19 protein-coding genes and 1 tRNA gene are annotated in these 20110 nt (G+C 74.2%); 13 read left to right on the top strand and 7 right to left on the bottom strand.

Translation table 11 applies throughout. The features are described from left to right. Positions 1-126 precede the first annotated feature (126 nt). Entirely contained in the window at positions 127-1944 is a 1818-nt protein-coding gene (locus tag AC07VC_RS08145) for an ABC-F family ATP-binding cassette domain-containing protein (protein ID WP_494676315.1), read from the top strand. 12 nt (positions 1945-1956) lie between these two features. Here AC07VC_RS08145 and AC07VC_RS08140 read toward each other — a convergent pair whose 3' ends face one another. Further along, entirely contained in the window at positions 1957-2820 is an 864-nt protein-coding gene (locus AC07VC_RS08140) for a hypothetical protein (protein WP_494676314.1), read from the bottom strand. Positions 2821-2881: 61 nt separating this feature from the next. Continuing rightward, positions 2882-3766, bottom strand: coding sequence for a hypothetical protein (locus tag AC07VC_RS08135; RefSeq protein ID WP_494676313.1), 885 nt, complete (start codon positions 3764-3766; stop codon positions 2882-2884). A gap of 515 nt (positions 3767-4281) precedes the next feature. Between AC07VC_RS08135 and AC07VC_RS08130 the strand changes: the two genes are divergently transcribed. The 3 genes from AC07VC_RS08130 to AC07VC_RS08120 all read left to right on the top strand — a co-directional run bounded on the left by AC07VC_RS08130 (position 4282) and on the right by AC07VC_RS08120 (position 6972). Beyond that, positions 4282-5214, top strand: coding sequence for a MetQ/NlpA family ABC transporter substrate-binding protein (locus AC07VC_RS08130; RefSeq protein ID WP_317230763.1), 933 nt, complete (start codon positions 4282-4284; stop codon positions 5212-5214). An 83-nt stretch (positions 5215-5297) separates the two neighbouring features. After that, a complete protein-coding gene (locus AC07VC_RS08125) occupies positions 5298-6311 on the top strand; it encodes a methionine ABC transporter ATP-binding protein (RefSeq protein WP_494676583.1) in 1014 nt (337 codons plus the stop codon). 1 nt (position 6312) lies between these two features. After that, positions 6313-6972 (top strand): methionine ABC transporter permease, encoded by a 660-nt coding sequence (locus tag AC07VC_RS08120; RefSeq protein ID WP_317230764.1) that lies wholly within the window; start codon positions 6313-6315, stop codon positions 6970-6972. Positions 6973-7005: 33 nt separating this feature from the next. Here the strand turns inward: AC07VC_RS08120 and AC07VC_RS08115 are convergent, their stop codons facing one another. Continuing rightward, positions 7006-7902, bottom strand: coding sequence for a LysR family transcriptional regulator ArgP (locus AC07VC_RS08115; protein ID WP_317230765.1), 897 nt, complete (start codon positions 7900-7902; stop codon positions 7006-7008). A gap of 68 nt (positions 7903-7970) precedes the next feature. Here AC07VC_RS08115 and AC07VC_RS08110 point away from each other — a divergent pair, with 68 nt between their 5' ends. The 3 genes from AC07VC_RS08110 (at position 7971) to AC07VC_RS08100 (ending at position 10340) form a co-directional block, all read left to right on the top strand. Further along, the gene (locus tag AC07VC_RS08110) at positions 7971-8843 is read left to right on the top strand and encodes a LysE/ArgO family amino acid transporter (RefSeq protein ID WP_494676312.1); all 873 of its coding nucleotides are present in this window, start codon (positions 7971-7973) and stop codon (positions 8841-8843) included. A 75-nt stretch (positions 8844-8918) separates the two neighbouring features. Continuing rightward, complete coding sequence (locus AC07VC_RS08105) at positions 8919-9926, top strand: LLM class flavin-dependent oxidoreductase (protein WP_317230384.1); 1008 nt, start codon at positions 8919-8921, stop codon at positions 9924-9926. A gap of 54 nt (positions 9927-9980) precedes the next feature. Beyond that, entirely contained in the window at positions 9981-10340 is a 360-nt protein-coding gene (locus tag AC07VC_RS08100; RefSeq protein ID WP_494676582.1) for a TraR/DksA family transcriptional regulator, read from the top strand. 25 nt (positions 10341-10365) lie between these two features. On the opposite strand, the gene AC07VC_RS08095 is transcribed toward AC07VC_RS08100, so the two are convergent. Then, positions 10366-10869, bottom strand: a complete 504-nt coding sequence (locus AC07VC_RS08095) for a MarR family winged helix-turn-helix transcriptional regulator (protein ID WP_104344763.1) — start codon at positions 10867-10869, stop codon at positions 10366-10368. A 642-nt stretch (positions 10870-11511) separates the two neighbouring features. Beyond that, positions 11512-11730, bottom strand: coding sequence for a MerR family transcriptional regulator (locus AC07VC_RS08090; protein ID WP_494676311.1), 219 nt, complete (start codon positions 11728-11730; stop codon positions 11512-11514). Between the two features lie 104 nt (positions 11731-11834). Between AC07VC_RS08090 and AC07VC_RS08085 the strand changes: the two genes are divergently transcribed. The 3 genes from AC07VC_RS08085 to AC07VC_RS08075 all read left to right on the top strand — a co-directional run bounded on the left by AC07VC_RS08085 (position 11835) and on the right by AC07VC_RS08075 (position 14496). Continuing rightward, a tRNA-Gln gene (locus tag AC07VC_RS08085) sits at positions 11835-11906 on the top strand. Positions 11907-11959: 53 nt separating this feature from the next. After that, positions 11960-13504, top strand: coding sequence for a bifunctional UDP-N-acetylglucosamine diphosphorylase/glucosamine-1-phosphate N-acetyltransferase GlmU (gene glmU / locus AC07VC_RS08080; protein ID WP_494676310.1), 1545 nt, complete (start codon positions 11960-11962; stop codon positions 13502-13504). 14 nt (positions 13505-13518) lie between these two features. Continuing rightward, positions 13519-14496, top strand: a complete 978-nt coding sequence (locus AC07VC_RS08075; protein ID WP_494676309.1) for a ribose-phosphate diphosphokinase — start codon at positions 13519-13521, stop codon at positions 14494-14496. Between the two features lie 48 nt (positions 14497-14544). On the opposite strand, the gene AC07VC_RS08070 is transcribed toward AC07VC_RS08075, so the two are convergent. Both AC07VC_RS08070 and gnd read right to left on the bottom strand, forming a co-directional pair. Beyond that, a complete protein-coding gene (locus AC07VC_RS08070; RefSeq protein ID WP_104290143.1) occupies positions 14545-14919 on the bottom strand; it encodes a hypothetical protein in 375 nt (124 codons plus the stop codon). A 67-nt stretch (positions 14920-14986) separates the two neighbouring features. Continuing rightward, the gene (gnd, locus tag AC07VC_RS08065; RefSeq protein ID WP_494676308.1) at positions 14987-16441 is read right to left on the bottom strand and encodes an NADP-dependent phosphogluconate dehydrogenase; all 1455 of its coding nucleotides are present in this window, start codon (positions 16439-16441) and stop codon (positions 14987-14989) included. Positions 16442-16524: 83 nt separating this feature from the next. On the opposite strand from gnd, the gene AC07VC_RS08060 reads away from it, so the two are divergent. The 3 genes from AC07VC_RS08060 (at position 16525) to pth (ending at position 20079) form a co-directional block, all read left to right on the top strand. Next, a complete protein-coding gene (locus AC07VC_RS08060) occupies positions 16525-18522 on the top strand; it encodes a gluconokinase, GntK/IdnK-type (protein WP_494676307.1) in 1998 nt (665 codons plus the stop codon). A gap of 170 nt (positions 18523-18692) precedes the next feature. Beyond that, positions 18693-19340: a 50S ribosomal protein L25/general stress protein Ctc gene (locus tag AC07VC_RS08055; RefSeq protein ID WP_094116364.1), complete on the top strand. Its 648-nt coding sequence runs from the start codon at positions 18693-18695 to the stop codon at positions 19338-19340. A 151-nt stretch (positions 19341-19491) separates the two neighbouring features. Further along, positions 19492-20079 (top strand): aminoacyl-tRNA hydrolase, encoded by a 588-nt coding sequence (pth, locus tag AC07VC_RS08050; protein WP_317229911.1) that lies wholly within the window; start codon positions 19492-19494, stop codon positions 20077-20079. The last annotated feature ends 31 nt before the right edge of the window (positions 20080-20110 follow it).

Raw genomic sequence — 20110 nt, 5'->3', positions numbered from 1 at the left:
GATCCCCGCGGCCGGGCGGGGCGGGCCGCTCCCCGTCGAGCGCGCGACCCCGATCGGGTCACGAGGAGGGGCAACGACGGACCGCTCGCGGGAATTCCCCGGGTGGAGACCACCTAGGCTCGTCCGGTGGCCCATCTGCTGGGAGCCGAAGCGCTCCACCTCGAGTTCCCGACGCGCGTGATCTTCGACGACGTGACCATCGGGGTGAACGAGGGCGACCGCATCGGCATCGTCGGACGCAACGGCGACGGCAAGTCGACCCTCCTCTCCCTCCTCGCCGGGCGCCTCGAGCCCGACCGCGGCCGCGTCACGCGCCGCCGGGGCGTCACCATCGGCGTCCTCGACCAGAGCGACACCCTGCCCGACGGCCAGACCGTGGGCGAGGCCATCGTCGGCGGCATCGACGAGCACGAGTGGGCGGGCAACCCGCTCGTCCGCGACGTGATCGACGGGCTCGCGTCCGACGTGCCGTGGGACGCGGACGTCGCCCAGCTCTCCGGCGGCCAGCGCCGCCGGGTCGCCCTGGCGAAGCTCCTCATCGGCGACCACGACATCCTGTTCCTCGACGAGCCCACCAACCACCTCGACGTGGAGGGCATCGCCTGGCTCGCCGGCCACCTCCGCCGCCGCTGGGCGCCGAGCTCCGGCGGCCTCATCGTCGTGACCCACGACCGGTGGTTCCTCGACGAGGTCGCCAACGCCACGTGGGAGGTGCACGACCGGCTCATCGAGCCGTTCGAGGGCGGGTACGCGGCGTACATCCTGCAGCGCGTCGAGCGCGACCGCAGCGCCGCGGTCTCCGAGGCGAAGCGCCAGAACCTCATGAAGAAGGAGCTCGCGTGGCTGCGCCGCGGTGCGCCCGCGCGCACGGCGAAGCCCAAGTTCCGCATCGAGGCGGCCAACGCCCTCATCGCCGACGAGCCGCCCGCGCGCGACACCGTCTCGCTCGCCTCCATGGCCATGCAGCGGCTCGGCAAGGACGTGGTCGACCTGCTCGACGTGTCCGTCAGCTACGGCGACAAGCAGATCCTGAAGGACGTCGAGTGGCGCATCGCGCCCGGCGAGCGCACCGGCATCCTCGGCGTCAACGGCGCCGGCAAGTCGACGCTGCTGTCGCTCGTCGCCGGCTCCCTGCAGCCCACGAGCGGCCGGGTCAAGCGCGGCAAGACCATCAAGGTGGCCGTGCTCACGCAGCAGCTCGACGAGCTGAAGGACGTGCTGGAGGACCGCGTGTCCACCGTCATCGGCCGCCAGCGCACCACGTACGTCGCGGGCGGCAAGGAGATGACCCCGGGTCAGCTCCTCGAGCGCCTCGGCTTCACGAGCGCGCAGCTGTCCACCCCGGTGAAGGACCTGTCGGGCGGCCAGAAGCGGCGCCTCCAGCTCCTCCTCATCGTGCTCGACGAGCCGAACGTGCTCATCCTCGACGAGCCCACCAACGACCTCGACACGGACATGCTCGCCGCGATGGAGGACCTGCTCGACTCCTTCCCCGGCACGCTCCTCGTCGTGAGCCACGACCGGTACCTCATCGAGCGCGTCACCGACCAGCAGTACGCCGTCATGAACGGGAACCTCCGCCACCTCCCGGGCGGCGTGGAGCAGTACCTGAAGCTCCGGTCGCAGCCCGGCAACGCGGAGAAGGCGACCGTCGCGCGGCCCGACGAGGTCGGCGGCCAGGCCACCGCCACGCTCGGCGGATCCGGCGGCTCGCAGCTCCAGGGCGCCGAGCTCCGGAACGCGCAGAAGGAGCTCGCGAGCATCACGCGGAAGCTCGAGAAGGCGGACACCCGCCGCCGCCAGGCGCTCGACGCCATGGCGGAGCACGATCCGGACGACTACGAGGGGCTCGCGAAGGTGAACGAGGGCGTGCGCGCCATCGAGGCCGAGGTCGAGGCCTTCGAGAGCCGGTGGATGGAGCTCAGCGAGCTGCTCGAGGGCTGATCCGCCGGCAGGTCAGTACGCGAGCTGACCCGCCGGGAAGGCGAGCGTGATCGTGCCGTCGGGGGCCAGAGCGGCCGTGAGCTCGATCCCCGCCATCACGATCCGGCCGTCGAACGCGCGCAGCGGCGCGTCCGCGACCCAGGTGACGTGGAGGTCCGAGGCGGCGAGCTGCGCGGGGGACACGCAGGACAGGATCCCGGATCCGGGGCTCGCATCGTCCTCCCGCGGTGATCCCGACCACGGGTACACCAGCAGGCACACGTCGGCGGAGATCGTGCGCGCCACGTAGAGCCCCACGCTCGTCTGCACGCCGCGGATCGAGGAGAGGTCGACGTCCCCGCGCGGCGAGCGGGGCGGCGAGTCCGCCTCCTCCCGGGGGCGGTCCAGGACGTCCTGGAGGGCGATGCCGCGGGACCGGCCCCCGATGTCGGTCCCGAGCAGCGAGAGGACGTCCGCCGGATCCGGGGGCTCGGCGGCGTCGGCGTCCGCGGGGTCGGTCGGGGTCGGGGAGGCGGTCGCCTCGGCGGACGGCGCCGCGGCTCCGTCCCGGCCCGCGGCGATGCCCGCGGCGATGCCCGCGCCGCCGAGCAGCCCGACGACGAGCGCGCCCGCGGCCCACGCGAGGGGACGCCGGGACGGGTTCCGCGGCGCTCCCGCGTCCTCCGGGGGATCCTCCGCCCCGCCCGGATCCCCGGTGCCGTCCGCGCCGTCACCCGCCGCGGCGAGCGACGCGCGCTCCCGGCGTCCCAGCTCGGCGGCCGCGCGGGTCCACCGGGGGTCGCCCTCGTCGACGCCCGGCGCGTAGACGACGCGCCGCAGGTCGTCGAGCGGCATGCCGCCCGGGTCGTCCTCCGGTCCTCGCGAGCGTCCGTCCATGGCGAGATCCCCTTCCCCCTGCCGACCCTGTCACACGACGCCGCGGCGCACCGCCAGCCCCTCAGTACGCGAGGAGGCGGCCCGGCGTCGTCAGCGTGATGAGGCCGTCGGTCGACCAGGTCGCGGTGACGTCGCCCGTGATGGTGCCGACGGAGCCGTCGCGGTTGCGGGACGGGAACACCGTCGTCCACGCGATGCGGAGGCCCGTGTCGGCGACCTGGTCGGGGGTGCCGCAGGTGAGGACCGCGGATCCGCCGTCCGGGAAGACCAGCAGGCAGAGGTCGCCCGTCACGGTGCGGGCGGCGTAGAGCCCGACGCTCGTCTGCACGCCGCGCACGGAGGCGGGATCGACGTCCGCGCGCACCTGGCGCGGCGGCAGGTCGGTGTCGGTCTGCTCGGAGTCGAGGATCGCGCCGATCGGGCGGCTGCGGGTGTCCGACAGCGACTCCGGGCCGAGGAGCGCCGGCGAGGCCGACGCGTTCGGCGAGGTGCCCGTGGTGCCCGTGGAGGCGGCGCCGGATCCGCCCGTCCGCGGGAGGTCGGACGCCGCGCTGTCCGAGCGGTCCGCGGCGGCGCCCGCGCCCGCGCCCGGAGCGGCGGCGCCGAGGCCCGTGCCCACCGCGATGCCCGCGATGAGGCCCACCGCCAGGGCGGCGCAGGCTCCGAGCAGCGCGACGGGGAGGCGGGGGCGTCGGGGCGCCGCGTCCGCATCCGCGTCGCGGTCGGCCTCGGTCCGGTGCTCGGTGCCCGGGAGCCCGGCCCCGGCTCCGCGATCGTCGTCCGGGGACTCGCCCCGGGCGGCGCGCTCGCGGCGGTCGAGCTCGGCGGCGGCGCGGATCCAGCGCTCGTCCGACTCGTCGGCGCCCTGCGCGTAGACGCGGCGGCGGAGCTCCGCGTCCGGCAGCGCGCCGAGATCCTCGACCGCGTCGTCGCCGTCCTGGTGCATGGAGCACCTCCTCCTCCGCCGACCCTGCCACATCGGGCGGGGGCAGGGGAGCGGAGGACGGCCCGCGGACCCCGCCGCGGCATCCGGAGGGATCCCGCCATGGCCCCGTCGCGTCCTCGCGGCGTCCCGTCGGCGTTCCCGGCGTCGTCCCGGCGGCGTTCCCGCGATGTCCTCGCGGTGTCCCCGTGTTACGCCCCGGTTCGACACGCGACCGCCCCCGCGCCTACCGTCGAGGTGCTGCAGGGCCGCGGCGACCGGTCGGCGCCGGCGTCCCGCACCGCATCCGCGGCACGGAGCCGCCCGCGCGCGCCGCTCGGCATCGCCGCAGGGGTCCCGCATCCGGGTGCCGCTCCGCGTGCCGTCGCATCGCCCGAACCCGACCCGGACGGCCGTCCGCGCGCCGCGTCCGCTCGACCAGCCCCTGCACGCACCAGGCTCCCCGCACCCCGCACCCCGCACCAGGCACCCCGCACCACCCGGACAGCACCGGCTCCCGCACCACCGAGAGGATCCCCATGACCACCCAGGCACCCCTGATCGACGCCCCGAAGCGGCGGAACCGCCTCGGCCTCATCATCGGCGCGGTCGTCGTCGTCCTCGCCGTCGTCGCGGCCGTCCTCTTCGCGACCGGCGCGTTCGACCGCGGCGGCAAGGCCGTCCGCATCGGCGTGGTCGGCGCGAGCGACCCGCAGTGGCAGCCCTTCGTCGACGCGGCGAAGGAGGAGGGCATCGACGTGGAGGTCGTCAACTTCTCCGAGTACACGCAGCTGAACCCGGCGCTGTCCGAGGGCGAGATCGACCTCAACCAGTTCCAGCACCTCGTCTACCTCGCGCAGTACAACGAGGGCGCGGGCGACGACCTCACTCCCGTCGGCGCCACGGCCATCTACCCCCTGGCGCTGTACTCCTCCAAGCACGCGTCGGTCGACGAGATCCCCGAGGGCGGCACGGTGGTCGTCCCCAACGACGAGTCGAACCTCGCCCGCAGCCTCCTGGTGCTCCAGAGCGCGGGCCTCGTCACCCTCGAGGGCGGCGGATCCAGCATCTCCACGCTCGACGACATCGACCAGGACGCCTCGAAGGTCACGGTCACCACTGTCGACGCGGCCCTCACCGCCACGTCGCTGCCCGACGCGGACGCCGTCATCATCAACAACGACTTCGTCCCCGACGCCGGGCTCACCTCCGACGACGCCATCGCGCAGGACGACCCGAGCGACCCCGCCTCGCTCGCCTACGTCAACGTCTTCGCCGCCCGCGGGGACGACGCGTCGAACGAGACGTACCTCGAGCTCGCCCGCATCTTCGAGGACACGCCGGCCGTCATCGACGCGCTCGTCGAGAACTCGGGCGGCACCGCGGTCCCGCTGAAGACCCCGGCCGACGAGCTGCGGAGCATCCTCGCCACCACCGAGGAGGACGTCGCGGCGAGCAAGGCGGCGGAGTGACGGACGCCCGTCCCGCGGGCTCCGGCCCCGACGCCGATCCCCGTCCCGCCCGGGACGGGGATCCCGTCGCGCCGCACGTCTCCCTGCGGGGCGTCGGCAAGCGGTACCCGCCGCGCGCGAAGGGCGAGCCGGCCCTCGACGCGCTCGCGGACGTCGACCTCGACATCCGCCGCGGCGAGGTGTTCGGCATCATCGGCTACTCGGGTGCCGGCAAGAGCACGCTCGTGCGGCTCGTGAACGCGCTCGAGCTCCCGACGTCGGGCACCGTCTCGGTCGACGGGCGCGAGATCCAGGACCTCCCCGAGCGGGAGCTCCGGAAGCTCCGGCTCGGCATCGGCATGGTCTTCCAGCAGTTCAACCTCTTCACCTCGAAGACCGTGTGGGGCAACGTCGCGTACCCGCTGTCCGTGGCGGGCATGCCGAAGGACCAGCAGCAGCGCCGCATCAGCGAGCTCCTGCACTTCGTCGGCCTCGCCGACAAGGCGCACGCGCGGCCGGACGAGCTGTCCGGCGGCCAGAAGCAGCGCGTCGGCATCGCCCGGGCGCTCGCGACCAGCCCCGCGATCCTCCTCGCCGACGAGGCCACGAGCGCGCTCGACCCGGAGACCACGAGCGAGGTCCTGGCTCTCCTCCGCCGGGTCAACGAGGAGCTCGGCGTCACCATCGTCGTCATCACGCACGAGATGGAGGTCATCAAGTCCATCGCCGACCGCGTGGCCGTGATGGACTCCGGCCGCGTCATCGAGCAGGGCGAGGTGTTCGACGTGTTCTCGCGGCCGTCGAGCGACGCCGCGCGCCGCTTCGTGTCCACGGTGGTCGCGGGCGTGCCCGAGGCCGACGAGGTCGCCCGGCTCCGCGCCCGGCACCCCGGCCGCCTCGTCACGCTGTCCTTCGCGGACGGCGGGGCGACGCAGACGGAGGTGTTCCGGGCGCTCGCGGGCGCCGGCATCGCCTTCGAGGTCGTCCACGGCGGCATCACCGACATCCAGGGCCGCACCTTCGGCAACCTGACCCTCGCGCTCACCGGCGACCCGGCGCGCATCGACGAGGTGCTCGCCGCCGACCGCGCCGGCGTCACCGTGACGGAGGTGGTCTGAGATGGACGCGCTGACCCCGCTCCTGCCCCTCCTCGGCCGCGCCACGGTCGAGACGCTCACGATGGTGCTGCTCACGCTCCTGTTCGGCGGGCTCGGCGGCCTCGTCATGGGCCTCGGCCTGTACCTGACGCGCGCCGGCAGCCTGTTCGCCAACCGGCCCGTGTTCGCGGTGCTGAACGTGGTGGTCAACACCTTCCGGCCGATCCCGTTCATCATCTTCCTGGTCGCCGCGCAGCCCCTCGCCCGGCTCGCGACCGGCAGCGGCATCGGGCAGCCGGCGATCATCTTCACCCTGTCGCTCGCGGCGTCGTTCGCGATCAGCCGCATCGTCGAGCAGAACCTCCTCACGGTGCAGCCCGGCGTCATCGAGGCGGCCCGCTCGGTGGGCGCGAGCCCGGTGCGGATCGTCGTCACCCTGCTGATCCCGGAGGCGCTCGGCCCGCTGGTCCTCGGCTACACGTTCGTCTTCGTCGGGATCGTCGACATGACGGCCGTCGCGGGCGCGGTCGGCGGCGGCGGGCTCGGCGACTTCGCGATCGTCTACGGCTACCGGCAGTTCGAGCCGGTCGTGACGTGGTCGGCCGTGCTCATCATCATCGTGCTCGTGCAGGTGGTGCAGTTCATCGGCAACCGGCTGGCGCGCGCGGCGCTGCGGCGCTGATCCTCCCGCGCGTCGCCCGCCGCGGCCGCCTCGCTACCTCAGCGAGGCGGCCGCGGCGCGCACGTGCCGGGTGAGGTCCGCGAGCACGGGGGAGTCGACGCTCCAGCGCTGCCAGTGCAGCGCCACGTCCACGTGGGACGCCTCGTCGAGCCGCACGAGCACGCCCCGGCGCACGAGCTCCTCGGCCTGGAGGTCGGGCAGCATACCCCAGCCCATGCCGAGCGTGACCGCCGTGACGAACTCCGCCGACGAGGGCACGTAGTGCCGTGGCTGGCCGGCGGGCGCGCGCCGGCCACGGAGCCAGCGGTCCTGCATGGCGTCCTTGCGGTCGTACATGACGAGGGGCGCGGTCGCCAGCGCGCCGGGCGTCGGCCCGTCGGGCAGGTGCGCGTCGCGGTACGCGGGCGTCGCCAGCGCCCGGTACCGCATGCGGCCGAGCCGCTCCGAGGTGCAGCCCTGCACGGGGTCGCGCACGCTCGTGACGGCGGCCATGGCGGTGCCGTCGCGCAGCAGGTCGAGCGAGTGGTGCTCGTCCTCCCGCAGGACCTCGACGGCCTGCCCGGTCTCGGCGGCGAGGGCGGCGAACGCGGGCAGCAGCCAGGACGCGAGCGAGTCCCCGTTCACGACGACGGGCACGGCCGCGGTGCCGGCGCGCGGGGTGTCCCCATCACCTGGGCCGAGGAGCCCGTCGAGGTCGCGCTCGAGCAGCAGCACCTGCCGCGCGTGCCGGAGGACGGCGTCGCCGGCCTCGGTGGTGGTCGCGGGCCGGGTGCGGCGCAGGAGCACGCGGCCCGCGCTCCGCTCCAGCGCCGTGATGCGCTGGCTCACCGCGGACGGCGTCAGCCGCAGCGCGCGGGCGGCCGCGTCGAGCGTGCCCGCGTCGATGACGGCGGCCAGGGTGCGCAGGTGCTCGGTGCGGATGTCCATCATCAGCGATGCTAATGGTGCTCCACGGACGTGAGCTGGCCTGATGCCCGGCCGATGCCTACCGTGGGGGCATGCACCCGCTCGCGCACGCCCTCTCCGGCTTCGGCCTCGGCTTCTCCCTCATCGCCGCCATCGGCGCGCAGAACGCCTTCATCCTGCGGCAGGGCACGCGTCGCGAGCACGTCCTCGCGGTCGTCCTCATCTGCGCGGTCTCCGACGTGATCCTCATCGGGCTGGGCGTGGCGGGGGTCGGCGCGGTCATCGAGGCCGCCCCGGTGGCGATCGTCGTGATCCGCATCCTCGGCGCCTGCTTCCTCGCCGGGTACGCGGCGCTGTCCCTGCTCCGCGCCGTCGCGCCCGCGGGCCTCGCCGTCGCCGCGTCGGCGCCGCGCGCGCTCGGCGCCGTGGTCGCCGCGTGCCTCGCGCTCACCTGGCTGAACCCGCACGTCTACCTCGACACGGTCCTCCTCGTCGGATCGGTCGCCGCGGGCCACGGCGACGGCCGCTGGGCGTTCGGCATCGGGGCCATGGTCGCCAGCTGCGTCTGGTTCACGCTCCTCGCCACCGCGGCGCGCGTGTTCGCGCCCGTGCTCGCCCGTCCGGCGGCCTGGCGGGTGCTCGACACCGTGATCGCCGCCGTGATGCTGGTGCTCGCCGTGCAGATCCTGCTGCCGCTCGTGCCGGAGGAGCTCGCGGAGGGCGCGCGGATCCTCGTCGCCACGGCGGTCTGCCTGGCGCTCGCGGGAGCGGTCGCCGCGGGGTCCCGGTTCCGGCGTAGGCGCGCGGGCTCCACCGGCTCCGACGCCGAGGCCGCCGCCGCGGACGCCGTCGACCGCCGCCCCGCGGACGCCGTCGACCGCCGCCCCGCGGTCCCGGCGGCATCCGACCTGCCCGATGCGCCCGCGCCCGCCTCCCCGGTCGGCACCTCCGCCCCCACGCGATGAGGGCCGCGCCGCGCCCGGGACGCCGCGCGCTCCCCGGCTCGGAACACCCGGGGCCCTCCCGCTGTTGACCCCGGCATGACCGTCCCGCTCTCCATCCTCGACCTCGCCCCCATCGCCCCCGGGGAGACCGCCCGCGACAGCTTCGCCGCCTCCGTGGCGCTCGCCCAGCAGGCCGAGCGCAGCGGCTACCGCCGGGTCTGGTACGCGGAGCACCACAACATGGCGTCCATCGCGTCGAGCGCCACGAGCGTCCTGATCGCGCACGTCGCCAGCCGGACGTCGACGATCCGCCTCGGCTCCGGCGGCGTGATGCTCCCCAACCACTCGCCGCTCACCATCGCCGAGCAGTTCGGCACGCTCGAGACGCTGCACCCGGGCCGCATCGACCTCGGCCTCGGCCGCGCCCCCGGCAGCGACCAGGCCACCTTCCGGGCGCTCCGCCGCGACCCCGCGTCGTCCGACCGGTTCCCCGAGGACGTCGTCGAGCTGCAGGGCTTCCTCGCCGGCGAGAGCCAGGTCCCCGGGGTCTCCGCGACCCCCGGCGCGGGCACCCGCGTGCCCCTCTACATCCTCGGGTCCTCGCTCTTCGGCGCCCAGCTCGCGGCGGCCCTCGGCCTGCCGTACGCGTTCGCCTCGCACTTCGCGCCCGACGCCCTGCTCGAGGCCGTGCGGATCTACCGCCGCGACTTCCGCCCCTCCGAGCAGCTCCAGGAGCCGTACGCCATCGCCGGCATCAACGCCATCGCCGCCGACGACCGCGCCGACGCCGAGCGCCAGTTCCAGGACGTCCGCCGGGCGCGGCTCATGATGCTGCTCCGGCAGAGCGGGCAGATCCCGGCCGACCAGACCTTCACCGACGACGAGCTCGACCGGCTCCTCGAGGCGCCCGTCGGCGCGCACGTGGCCAGCATGATGACGTACACGGGCATCGGCACGGGGGCCGAGGTCTCCGACTACGCGAACCGCTTCGCGGAGCGCGCGGGCGTCGACGAGGTCATCGTCGGGCACGCCTCGCAGCGGACGCCGGAGCGCCTCCGCTCGGTGGAGCTGCTCGCCGACGCGCACGCGCTCGTCGCCGCGTAGCCCGGTTCCGTGCCCCCCGACCCCGACGACGCCGCGCGGGACGACGCCGCGCCGATGGAGGCGGCCCCGGCCGACGCCGCGCCCCTCGACCCGCGTGCGTCCCTGGCCGCCCTGCGGGCCGACACGCTCGCGCTCATCCGCGGGCTCGACCGCGACGTGGCGGCCATCGTCGAGGCGCGCCAGGACGCCAACTCCGACGACGAGCACGACCCGGAGGGAGCGACCCTCGCCTTCGAGCGCTCGCAGTCCGACGCGATGATCCACGAGGCGCGCGCCCGCCTGGGCGACGTCGACGCGGCCGTCGCACGACTCGACGCCGGCACCTACGGCCGGTGCGAGGTCTGCGGGGAGCGGATCCCGGCCGGCCGGCTCGAGATCCGTCCGGCCGCGCGCCGCTGCGTCGCGCACGCCTGAGCGACGCCGTTGACGGCCGGTCGGATCAGGCCCCGTCGTCGTCCAGGTCGAGGATCAGCTGGCGGAGGAGCCCCGCCAGCGTGTCGCGATCGGCGGCGGGCATCGTCTCCAGCAGGTCGGCCTCCTCGGCGACCAGCCGCGTGATGGCCGTGTCCACGCGCGTGCGCCCGGCGTCGGACATGACCACGAGGATCCCGCGCCCGTCGTGCGGGTCCGTCCGGCGCTCCACGAGCCCGCGGGCGACGAGCCGGTCGATGCGGTTCGTCATGGTGCCCGAGGAGACGAGCGTCTGCTGGAGGAGGGCCTTGGGGCTCAGCTGGTAGGGATCGCCCGCGCGCCGGAGCGCCGACAGCACGTCGAACTCCCAGGACTCGAGCTCCGACTCCTGGAACGCCGAGCGCCGGGCGCGCTCCAGCAGCCGCGACAGCCGTCCGACGCGCGACAGCACCTCGAGTGGGGAGAAGTCGAGGTCGGGCCGCTCGCCCCGCCACGCGTCGACGATGCGGTCGACCTCGTCGCGGCTGGGCATGCCCCCATCATGCCGGTCCGCCCCGGCTCCCCGGACCCACCTGGGAGTCCGGCTCCTCCTCGGCCTCCGGCGCCCGCCACCCCGCGGGGAAGAGGTCGTGGACGTCCTCGGCGACGCCGGCCGCGTCGAACAGGGACGCCGAGCGCACCCGGCGACGGGCCGCGTCGCCGAGCGCCTCGGACCGGCCCTCGGCGATGCGCCGGGCGAACGCGAGGGTGGCGAGGCAGGAGCGAGCGGCGCGACGGCGTCGACCACGGGGCGGAGGGCATCCGCCGACACGGGCCCGCGGACCCGGTGCGCGAGGCGCAGCCCGGGAGTCGCGCCCGGGACCGACGCCGTCCACGACTCGGGCAGCGGCTCGATCCCCGCGGGGCGCAGGGCCTCGACGAGGGCGCGGTCGAGCCGGGGCAGGTCCACGGCCAGCCCCGCGAAGGTCTCCTCCAGGTCCTCGGGATCCGCGGAGACGCCGAAGGGGACGTCGCACGCGACCCGGTCCGCGGGGCCCGCGGGGCGGACGTCGACGACGAGACCCGCGGGGTCGCCGGTCGCCACGCGCTCGGCGAGGGCCAGGTGGAGGTCCTCCACGGCCCGGCGCATCGCGATCCTGCCCCGATGCTCCTCGAACCGGAGGCGATCGCCGGGTTAAAGGTCGTCGAGCGGGATGCGCGCGCGTCGCAGGAGGTCCAGCGTGATGCCGTCGACGAGCTGGTCGGGGGAGCAGGAGCGGTACCCGGTGGCCGGATCGACGGCCGCCGGGGTGAGCACCGCGCGCTCCGCGTACAGGCGGAGGGCCGTGTCGGAGAGGCCGGTCGGGGATCGGAACCGACCGGCGGGGAGGTTCGTGGGGGGCGTGGAGGACATGCCCTCACGGTGGGCCCTGCCCCAGGGGCGGAGTCGAGCGCCCGGCCGACCGGCGCACCGCGGTCTGGCAGACTCGACCTGCGCACGGCCGGGCCGTGGAGCGGTCCGCCTTGGTGTAACGGCAGCACTTCAGCCTTTGGAGCTGTGAGGTCCAGGTTCGAATCCTGGGGGCGGAGCGACGCCCGCCGGCCGCGCCGGACGACGGAACGCGAGACGCAGGGAGATCGTCATGACCGACTCAGACAGCACGCCGAGGACCCGCGAGATCCCCATCGTCACGGGCGAGCTCGACGTCGACGGCGAGCCGCGCAGCCCCTCGATCGCCGTCGTGATCCTCGCCGCCGGCCAGGGCACGCGCATGCGCTCGCGCCTCCCCAAGGTGCTGCACGCGCTCGCCGGGCTGCCGCTCGTCGGCCACGTGCTCGCGACCGCGGAGGAGCTGGGCGCCCGCCACGTCGTCACCGTCGTCCGCCACGAGCGCGACCAGGTCGTCGAGGTCGTCCGCGCCCTCTCGCCCGACGCCCTCGTGGTCGACCAGGACGAGATCCCGGGCACCGGCCGCGCGGTGGAGGTGGGCATCACCGCCCTGCCCGACGGGTTCACGGGCCAGGTCGTCGTGCTGTCCGGCGACGTGCCGCTGCTCGACGCGGCGACCCTCCGCTCGCTCGTGTCCGCGCACCGGCAGGCCCGCAACGACTTGACCCTGCTCACCGCCCGCCTCGCCGACCCCACCGGCAACGGGCGCATCATCCGCGGCGAGGACGGCGCGTTCCAGGCCATCGTCGAGCAGAAGGACGCCACGGGCGACCAGCTCCGCATCGACGAGGTCAACGCGGGCGTCTACGTCTTCGACGCGGAGGCGCTGCGGCGGACCCTGGGCGCCATCGGCACCGAGAACGCGCAGCGGGAGAAGTACCTCACCGACGCGGCCGACGTCATCCGCCGCGCGGGCGGCGCCATCGAGGCGCTCCCCGTGCGCGACAGCTGGCTCGTCGCGGGCATCAACGACCGGGTGCAGCTCACGGCGGCCGCGACGGAGCTGAACGCGCGCATCATCCGGCGCTGGCAGCTCGCGGGCGTGACCGTCCAGGACCCGCGCACCACCTGGATCGACGTGAAGGCCACGCTCGCCGCCGACGTGACCGTCCTCCCGGGCACGCAGATCCTCGGCGCCAGCACGGTGGCCGCGGGCGCCACGGTCGGCCCCGACACGACCCTCCGCGACACGGAGGTCGGCGAGGACGCCGAGGTCCGCCGCACCGACGCGGAGCTCGCCGTCATCGGCGCCCGCGCGAAGGTCGGCCCGTTCTCGTTCCTCCGCCCGGGCACGCGCCTCGGCGACGACGGCAAGATCGGCGCCTACGTCGAGACCAAGAACGTGGAGATCGGCGCGTCCAGCAAGGTCCCGCACCTCAGCTACGTGGGCGACGCGACCATCGGCGAGCACACCAACATCGGCGCCGGCGCGATCTTCGCGAACTACGACGGCGTCGCCAAGCACCGCACGGAGGTCGGCGACCACGTGCACGTGGGCTCGCGGAACGTCTTCGTCGCACCCGTTAGGATCGGTACCGGCTCCTACACGGGTGCCGGTGCCGTCATCCGCAAGGACGTCCCGCCCGGCGCACTCGGCATCTCGGTGGCGCCGCAACGCAACATGGTCGGCTGGACCGAGGCCAAGCGACCGGGCACCCCCGAGGCCCGGGCCGCCGTCGAGGCCGCCGACGGCGCGAGGGACGACTCGTCCGACGCCCAGACCACCGAGCAGCACTGACGAGACGGAGTCCCGTGTCCGCAATCAAGACCGCCGGAGAGAAGCGGCTCGTGCTCGTCACGGGGCGCGCGCACCCCGAGCTCGCCGAGCAGATCGCGGAGGAGCTCGAGACCACCCTCGTGCACACCGACGCGCGGACCTTCGCCAACGGCGAGCTCTACATCCGCTACGACGAGAGCGTCCGCGGCAGCGACGCCTTCGTCATCCAGGCGCACACGGCGCCCATCAACGAGTGGCTCATGGAGCAGCTCATCATGGTCGACGCGCTGAAGCGCGCCTCCGCGAAGCGCATCACGGTGGTGGCCCCGTTCTACCCCTACGCGCGCCAGGACAAGAAGGGCCGCGGCCGCGAGCCGATCTCCGCCCGTCTGGTGGCCGACCTCTTCAAGGCCGCCGGCGCCGACCGGATCATGTCGGTCGACCTGCACGCCGCCCAGATCCAGGGCTTCTTCGACGGTCCCGTCGACCACCTCTTCGCCATGCCCGTGCTCCTCGAGCACATGCGCAGCGTCCTCGACTCGAAGACCCTCACGGTCGTCTCGCCCGACATGGGCCGCGTCCGCGTCGCCGACATCTGGAGCGACAAGCTCGGCGCCCCCCTCGCCATCATCCACAAGCGCCGCGACCCGAAGGTGCACAACCAGGTCACCGTGCACGAGATCGTCGGCGAGGTCTCGGATCGCGTCTGCCTGCTGGTGGACGACCTCATCGACACGGGGCGCACCATCGTCTCGGCCGCCGAGGCGCTCAAGAGGAACGGCGCCACGGGCGTCGTGGTCGCCGCGACGCACGCCGTCTTCTCGGACCCGGCCACGCAGATCCTCGACAGCCCGCACATCGACTCGGTCGTCGTCACGGACACGCTGCCGATCCCGGAGGGGAAGCGCTGGGACAAGCTCACGGTGCTGCCCATCGCGCCGCTGCTGGCCCGCGCGATCCACGAGGTCTTCGACGACGGATCCGTCACGAGCATGTTCGACGGGGCGGCCTGACCCGGTGCGCGCCCGCCGCCTCCCCGTGCGGGGGGCGGCTCCGGCGGGTCAGTCCCGGGAGTTCCGCTCGACGACCTCGCGCGCGACGCGCCCCGAGGGGATGAGGCCCAGCGAGACGATGTGCTCGTCGCCGCCGAAGGCGTACCGCGTGTAGCACTCGTAGCCCACGACGCCGGGGCCGAAGAGCTGGAAGCGCACCTCGTAGGACGGGGAGTCGGGGCGCTCGAAGCGCACGAAGTCGGCGCACGCCATGTCGGCCGTGTTCGCGCCGACGCGCACCATGGTGACGACGCCGGGCAGCAGCAGGCTGACGATCCCGACGACGACGACGACCCGCATCACGAGGAGCGTGCGCTTGCTGCGCAGGCTGCGGGGGCGGTGCGGCTCGTAGCCCGCGAGCTCGGGGTGCTCGTCGTCGTCCATCCGCCCCAGTCTGACAGACGCCCCGCCGCCCACGAGGGGCGGCGGGGCGTCGTCGGGGCGCGGACGGCTAGTGCGTGTCCTCGGCCTCGATCTCGGAGCGGTCGCCGGACCACAGCGTGTGGAAGGTGCCCTCCTTGTCGACGCGGTGGTACGTGTGGGCGCCGAAGAAGTCGCGCTGGCCCTGCACCAGGGCGGCGGGCAGGCGCTCGGAGGCGAGCGAGTCGTAGTAGCTGAGCGCCGACGCGAAGCCGGGCACCGGGATGCCGGACAGCGCGGCGACCGAGACGACGCGGCGCCAGGCCTGCTCGCCGTCGGCGACGGCCTTCGCGAAGTACGGGTCCTCCAGCAACGTGGCGAGACCCGAGTCCTTCTCGTACGCCTCGACGATGCGGTTCAGGAACTGGGCGCGGATGATGCAGCCGCCGCGCCAGATCTCCGCGACCTTGCCCTTGTCGATGTCCCAGCCGTACTCCTCCGCGCCCGCGATGATCGCGTCGAAGCCCTGCGCGTACGCGACGACCTTGCTGGCGTAGAGCGCGGCGCGCACGTCGTCCTCGAAGGTGTCCCCGCCGGGCTGGATCTCCGGACGGCTCGTGATCGTGGCCTGCACGGCCTTCCGCTGCTCGGGCTTCGAGGAGACGGCGCGGGCGAACACGGCCTCCGCGATGCCGCCCACGGGCACGCCGAGGCCCACCGCGTTCTGCACGGTCCAGACGCCGGTGCCCTTGGAGCCGGCCTGGTCGACGATCACGTCGACGAGGGGCTTCCCGGTCGACGCGTCCGCCTGCCGCAGCACCTCCGCGGTGATCTCGATGAGGTACGACTCGAGGTCGCCCCCGTTCCACTCCTCGAAGACGTCCGCGATCGCGTCGGGCTCGTGGCCGCCGACGCGGCGCAGCAGGTCGAACGACTCGGCGATGAGCTGCATGTCGGCGTACTCGATGCCGTTGTGGATCATCTTCACGAAGTGGCCGGCGCCGTCGGTGCCGACGTGGGTCACGCAGGGCTCGCCCTCCGCGACCGCGGCGATGGACTCGAGGATGGGGCCGAGCGTCTCGTACGCCTCGGCGGTCCCTCCGGGCATGATGCTCGGGCCCTTGAGCGCGCCCTCCTCGCCGCCGGAGATGCCGGCGCCGACGAAGTGGAGGCCCTTGGCGCGGACCTCCTTCTCGCGGCGGATGGTGTCGGTGAACAGGGCGTTGCCGCCGTCCACGATGATGTCGCCCTCCTCGAACGCCGCGGTCAGCTGCTCGATGACGGCGTCCGTGCCGCGTCCGGCCTTGACCATGATGATCGCCGTGCGGGGACGCTGCAGCGACGCGGCGAACTCCTCGACGGTGGTGGCGGCGACGAAGCCGGCCTCGGGGTGCTCCTCGATGAGGTGCGTGGTCTTCTCGGTGGTGCGGTTGTACACCGCGACCGTGTTGCCCTCGCGGCTGGCGAGGTTGCGGGCGAGGTTCGACCCCATCACCGCGAGCCCCACCACCCCGATGTTCGCCGTGGCCTTCTGGTCATCTGACATCTGATGCCTCCTTGTCGACAGTCGTGCTCAGGGTACGCCCGGGTCCCCGGGCGTCAGCGAGGTCTCGGGGAGCGTCTCGTAGGATGGACGGGCGCACCGCGAGGGTCGCGCCGCACGAGTTCCTCACCGAACCGCAGGGAGTGATCCGCATCGACGCCGTCCGCCCGTTCCCGCCCGTGATCGTGATGGGGGTCTCCGGATCCGGGAAGTCGACGGTGGGCGACCTCCTCGCCCAGGACGCGGGCGTCCCCTTCGTCGACGGGGACGACCTCCACACCGACGTCGCCCGCCGGAAGATGGCCGAGGGCCACGCCCTCGACGACGACGACCGGCGCCCCTGGCTCGAGGCCGTCGGGCGCGTGCTCGCCGACCGGCCCGAGGGCGGCCCGGTCGTCGCCTGCAGCGCCCTGAAGCGCTCCTACCGCGACGTCCTCCGCGCCTCCGCGCCCGACGTCGCCTTCGTGCACCTCGCGGGCGACCACGACCTCCTGGCCGAGCGCCTCGGGCACCGGGCGGGCCACTTCATGCCGGGCAGCCTCCTCGCCTCGCAGCAGCGCACGCTGGAGCCGCTCGGCGACGACGAGCGCGGCGTCACGCTCGACATCGCCGACGACCCGGTGGCCCTCGCCGACGCCGCGGTCCGCGAGCTCCTGCCCGGCGGCCGCACCGCGTCGCCCGGCCGGCTCGACGACGCCCCGGCGTCGCCGACGGAGCCCGCCGCCGCGGTCCCCGAGGCGGACGTCCCGGCGCTCGTCCGCGCCGCGCGCGCCGATGACGCGCTGCCGGATCCGTCGGTCGCCGCCGCGGCCGTCGGCGAGACCGCGCCGTCCGACGAGGGCGCGCCCGCGGCAGCCGTCCACCAGCCCATCCGGGTGGCGATCGTCGGCTGCGGCGTCATCGGCACCCACCACGCGCGCGTCCTCGCCGAGCACCCCGGCTTCCGCGTCGCCGCGCTCGTCGACACGAGCGCCGCCACCGCGGAGGAGCTCGCCGACGTGGTCGTCGAGGAGCTGCGCGCCGAGCGCCCCCGCGTCTTCGCCCGGCTGGCCGACCTCGTCCGCGCGGAGGCCGCCGAGCTCGTCGTCATCTGCACCCCGAGCGGCCTGCACATCGGCCTCGCCGAGGAGGCGCTCGCCGCGGGCCTGCACGTCGTCATCGAGAAGCCGCTCGACGTCGACCTGGCGCGGGGCCGCCGCATCGCGGAGCTCGCGCGCGCGGCCGCCGGGCGCGGGATCCTCTCCACCGTCATCAGCCAGCACCGCTTCAACCCGTCGAGCGTGGTCGTCGACCGCGCCGTGCGCTCGGGCCGGCTCGGCCGGCTCACCTCCGCGGTCGCGAGCGCCCCGTGGTGGCGCAGCCAGGGCTTCTACGACTCCGGGCACTGGCGCGGCACGTGGGACCTCGACGGCGGCGGCGCCCTCATGAACCAGGGCGTGCACACGCTCGACCTCCTCGTCTCCTACCTCGGCCGTCCGGTCGAGGTCTACGCGCAGACCGCGCTGCTCGCCCACGAGGGCATCGAGGTGGAGGACGTGGCGGTCGCCGTGATCCGCTTCGCCTCGGGCGCCCTCGCGACCCTGCAGGCGACCACCGCCGGCTACCCGGGACTCGACACGCGCGTGCAGGTGCAGGGGACGCGCGGGTCCGCGGTCATCGAGGCGGGCTCGCTCACCTACTTCCACGCGGCGCCCGAGTCCGGCGTGCCGGCCCAGGCGGACGTGCGGAACGACGCCGAGCTCGAGCTGCACGACGCGGACCTGCCCCGGTCCCCGCGCCTGGACAACACCTACCTCGAGGGCCACTACCGGCAGTACGACGACATCGCCGACGCGCTGCGGACGGGACGCCCGGCGGGGGTGACCGTCGACGACGCGTTCCTGTCGCTGGCGACCGTGGTGAGCGTGTACGTCTCGGCCACGCTCGGCACGCCGGTCGCCTTCGAGGACGTCGTCGACGGCGTGCACGACGGCCTGCGCCTCCGCGTCGGGCAGTCGACGCCGCCCGCGCCCGGCGCCGCGGCCCCGACCGCGCGGGAGGGGTCCACCGCGGACGCGTCGACCGGGGACCCGTCCGTCCGGTAGCATCGGGGGTTGAACTTCGGCGAGGGATCGCAGGGGCCGTGCGCGAGCACGGCGGCGGTCCGTTATCGACGCGGTGGACGGGGCTCGCACCTCATTCCTCACGCGCAAGCGTTCGAGCAGACGACACCCACACGACGCGAGCCCTCACGGGCTCCACTAGGAGCGACACCATGGTTGACAACAACCTCACCGCGGAGCTGCGCACGCAGTTCGGCAAGGGCGCGGCCCGCAAGATCCGCGCGATCGGCAAGATCCCCGCGGTCATCTACGGCCACGGCACCGACCCGCAGCACGTCACGCTGCCGGGCCACGAGCTCATGCTCATCATCCGCAAGGCGAACCAGATCATCACGCTCGACATCGCCGGCAAGCCGCAGCTCGCGCTGGTGAAGGACGTCCAGAAGGACCCCGTCCGCCAGATCATCGAGCACGTCGACCTCATCGTCGTCCGCCAGGGCGAGCGCGTCGAGGTCGAGGTCCCGATCCACGTCGAAGGCGAGTCCTACCCGGGCACGATCCACACCATCGAGAACACCTCCATCCTGGTCGAGGTCGAGGCCACGCACATCCCGGAGAGCTTCGTCGTCTCCATCGAGGGCTTCGAGGACGGCACGCAGGTCTCAGCCGGCCAGGTCGACCTCCCCGCCGGCGCCACGCTGGTCACCGACCCCGAGACGCTCGTCCTCGCGGTCTCCGTGCCCCAGCTCGACCTCACGACCGACGCGGTCGACGAGGACGTCGTGGCCGAGGGCGACGCCGAGGTCGACGTCACCGACGACGGCGCCACCGGCGACCAGTCGGGCGACTCCGACAAGTAGCACCACCGCGGCCCGCGGGCCGCGCCGCCGCATCGCGCGGCACCGCACCACCAGCACCACGGAGCCCGTCGGCCGCCGTCCGGGACACCGGCCGCGGCCGGCGGGCTCCGCGCATCCGCCCCGGATGCGGCCGACGACGAGGAGATCGCACGTGGACGACCGGACGCTGCTCGTGGTCGGGCTCGGCAACCCGGGCCCGCAGTACGCCGGCACGCGCCACAACGTCGGCCAGATGGCCCTCGACGTGCTGGCCGACCGGATGCGCGCCACCTTCCGCTCGCACCGCGCCAACGCGCAGGTCGCGGAGGGCCGTCCCGTCCCGGGCGGGCCAAAGCTCATCCTCGCGAAGCCCAGCTCGTTCATGAACCTCTCCGGAGGGCCCGTCGCGAACCTCCTCAAGTACTTCTCGCTCGACGCGTCGCAGCTCGTGGTCGCGCACGACGAGCTCGACATCCCGTTCGACGCCATGAAGCTCAAGCAGGGTGGCGGGCACGGCGGCCACAACGGCATCCGCGACATCATCTCCTCGGCCGGCACGGGCGACTTCACGCGCGTGCGCATCGGCATCGGCCGGCCTCCCGGCCGTCAGGACGCGGCGGACTTCGTGCTGAAGCCCTTCTCCTCCACCGAGCGGCAGGTGCTGCCGAACGTGCTCGAGGACGCCGCGGACGCCATCGAGATGATCGCCGCCGACGGCCTCATCGCCGCGCAGCTGCGCTTCCACACCGCCGCGTCCTGACGGACGCGCCGCTCCCGCCCGTCCGCCCTCG

It is taken from the genome of Clavibacter sp. GW821-FHT01D01, assembly GCF_059422605.1.
Note: the sequence above shows the minus strand (reverse complement) of the source record. Positions and strands in the feature narration are given on the sequence as shown.

Coding starts and splice junctions, on each gene's coding strand:
- AC07VC_RS08090 (WP_494676311.1), bottom strand. CDS start 11,730: ATGTCCTCCACGCCCCCCACGAACCTCCCCGCCGGTCGGTTCCGATCC.
- AC07VC_RS08095 (WP_104344763.1), bottom strand. CDS start 10,869: ATGCCCAGCCGCGACGAGGTCGACCGCATCGTCGACGCGTGGCGGGGC.
- AC07VC_RS08120 (WP_317230764.1), top strand. CDS start 6,313: ATGGACGCGCTGACCCCGCTCCTGCCCCTCCTCGGCCGCGCCACGGTC.
- AC07VC_RS08055 (WP_094116364.1), top strand. CDS start 18,693: ATGGTTGACAACAACCTCACCGCGGAGCTGCGCACGCAGTTCGGCAAG.
- AC07VC_RS08140 (WP_494676314.1), bottom strand. CDS start 2,820: ATGGACGGACGCTCGCGAGGACCGGAGGACGACCCGGGCGGCATGCCG.
- gnd (WP_494676308.1), bottom strand. CDS start 16,441: ATGTCAGATGACCAGAAGGCCACGGCGAACATCGGGGTGGTGGGGCTC.
- AC07VC_RS08135 (WP_494676313.1), bottom strand. CDS start 3,766: ATGCACCAGGACGGCGACGACGCGGTCGAGGATCTCGGCGCGCTGCCG.
- AC07VC_RS08130 (WP_317230763.1), top strand. CDS start 4,282: ATGACCACCCAGGCACCCCTGATCGACGCCCCGAAGCGGCGGAACCGC.
- AC07VC_RS08070 (WP_104290143.1), bottom strand. CDS start 14,919: ATGGACGACGACGAGCACCCCGAGCTCGCGGGCTACGAGCCGCACCGC.
- AC07VC_RS08105 (WP_317230384.1), top strand. CDS start 8,919: ATGACCGTCCCGCTCTCCATCCTCGACCTCGCCCCCATCGCCCCCGGG.
- AC07VC_RS08060 (WP_494676307.1), top strand. CDS start 16,525: ATGGACGGGCGCACCGCGAGGGTCGCGCCGCACGAGTTCCTCACCGAA.
- glmU (WP_494676310.1), top strand. CDS start 11,960: ATGACCGACTCAGACAGCACGCCGAGGACCCGCGAGATCCCCATCGTC.
- AC07VC_RS08110 (WP_494676312.1), top strand. CDS start 7,971: ATGCACCCGCTCGCGCACGCCCTCTCCGGCTTCGGCCTCGGCTTCTCC.
- AC07VC_RS08115 (WP_317230765.1), bottom strand. CDS start 7,902: ATGATGGACATCCGCACCGAGCACCTGCGCACCCTGGCCGCCGTCATC.
- AC07VC_RS08100 (WP_494676582.1), top strand. CDS start 9,981: ATGGAGGCGGCCCCGGCCGACGCCGCGCCCCTCGACCCGCGTGCGTCC.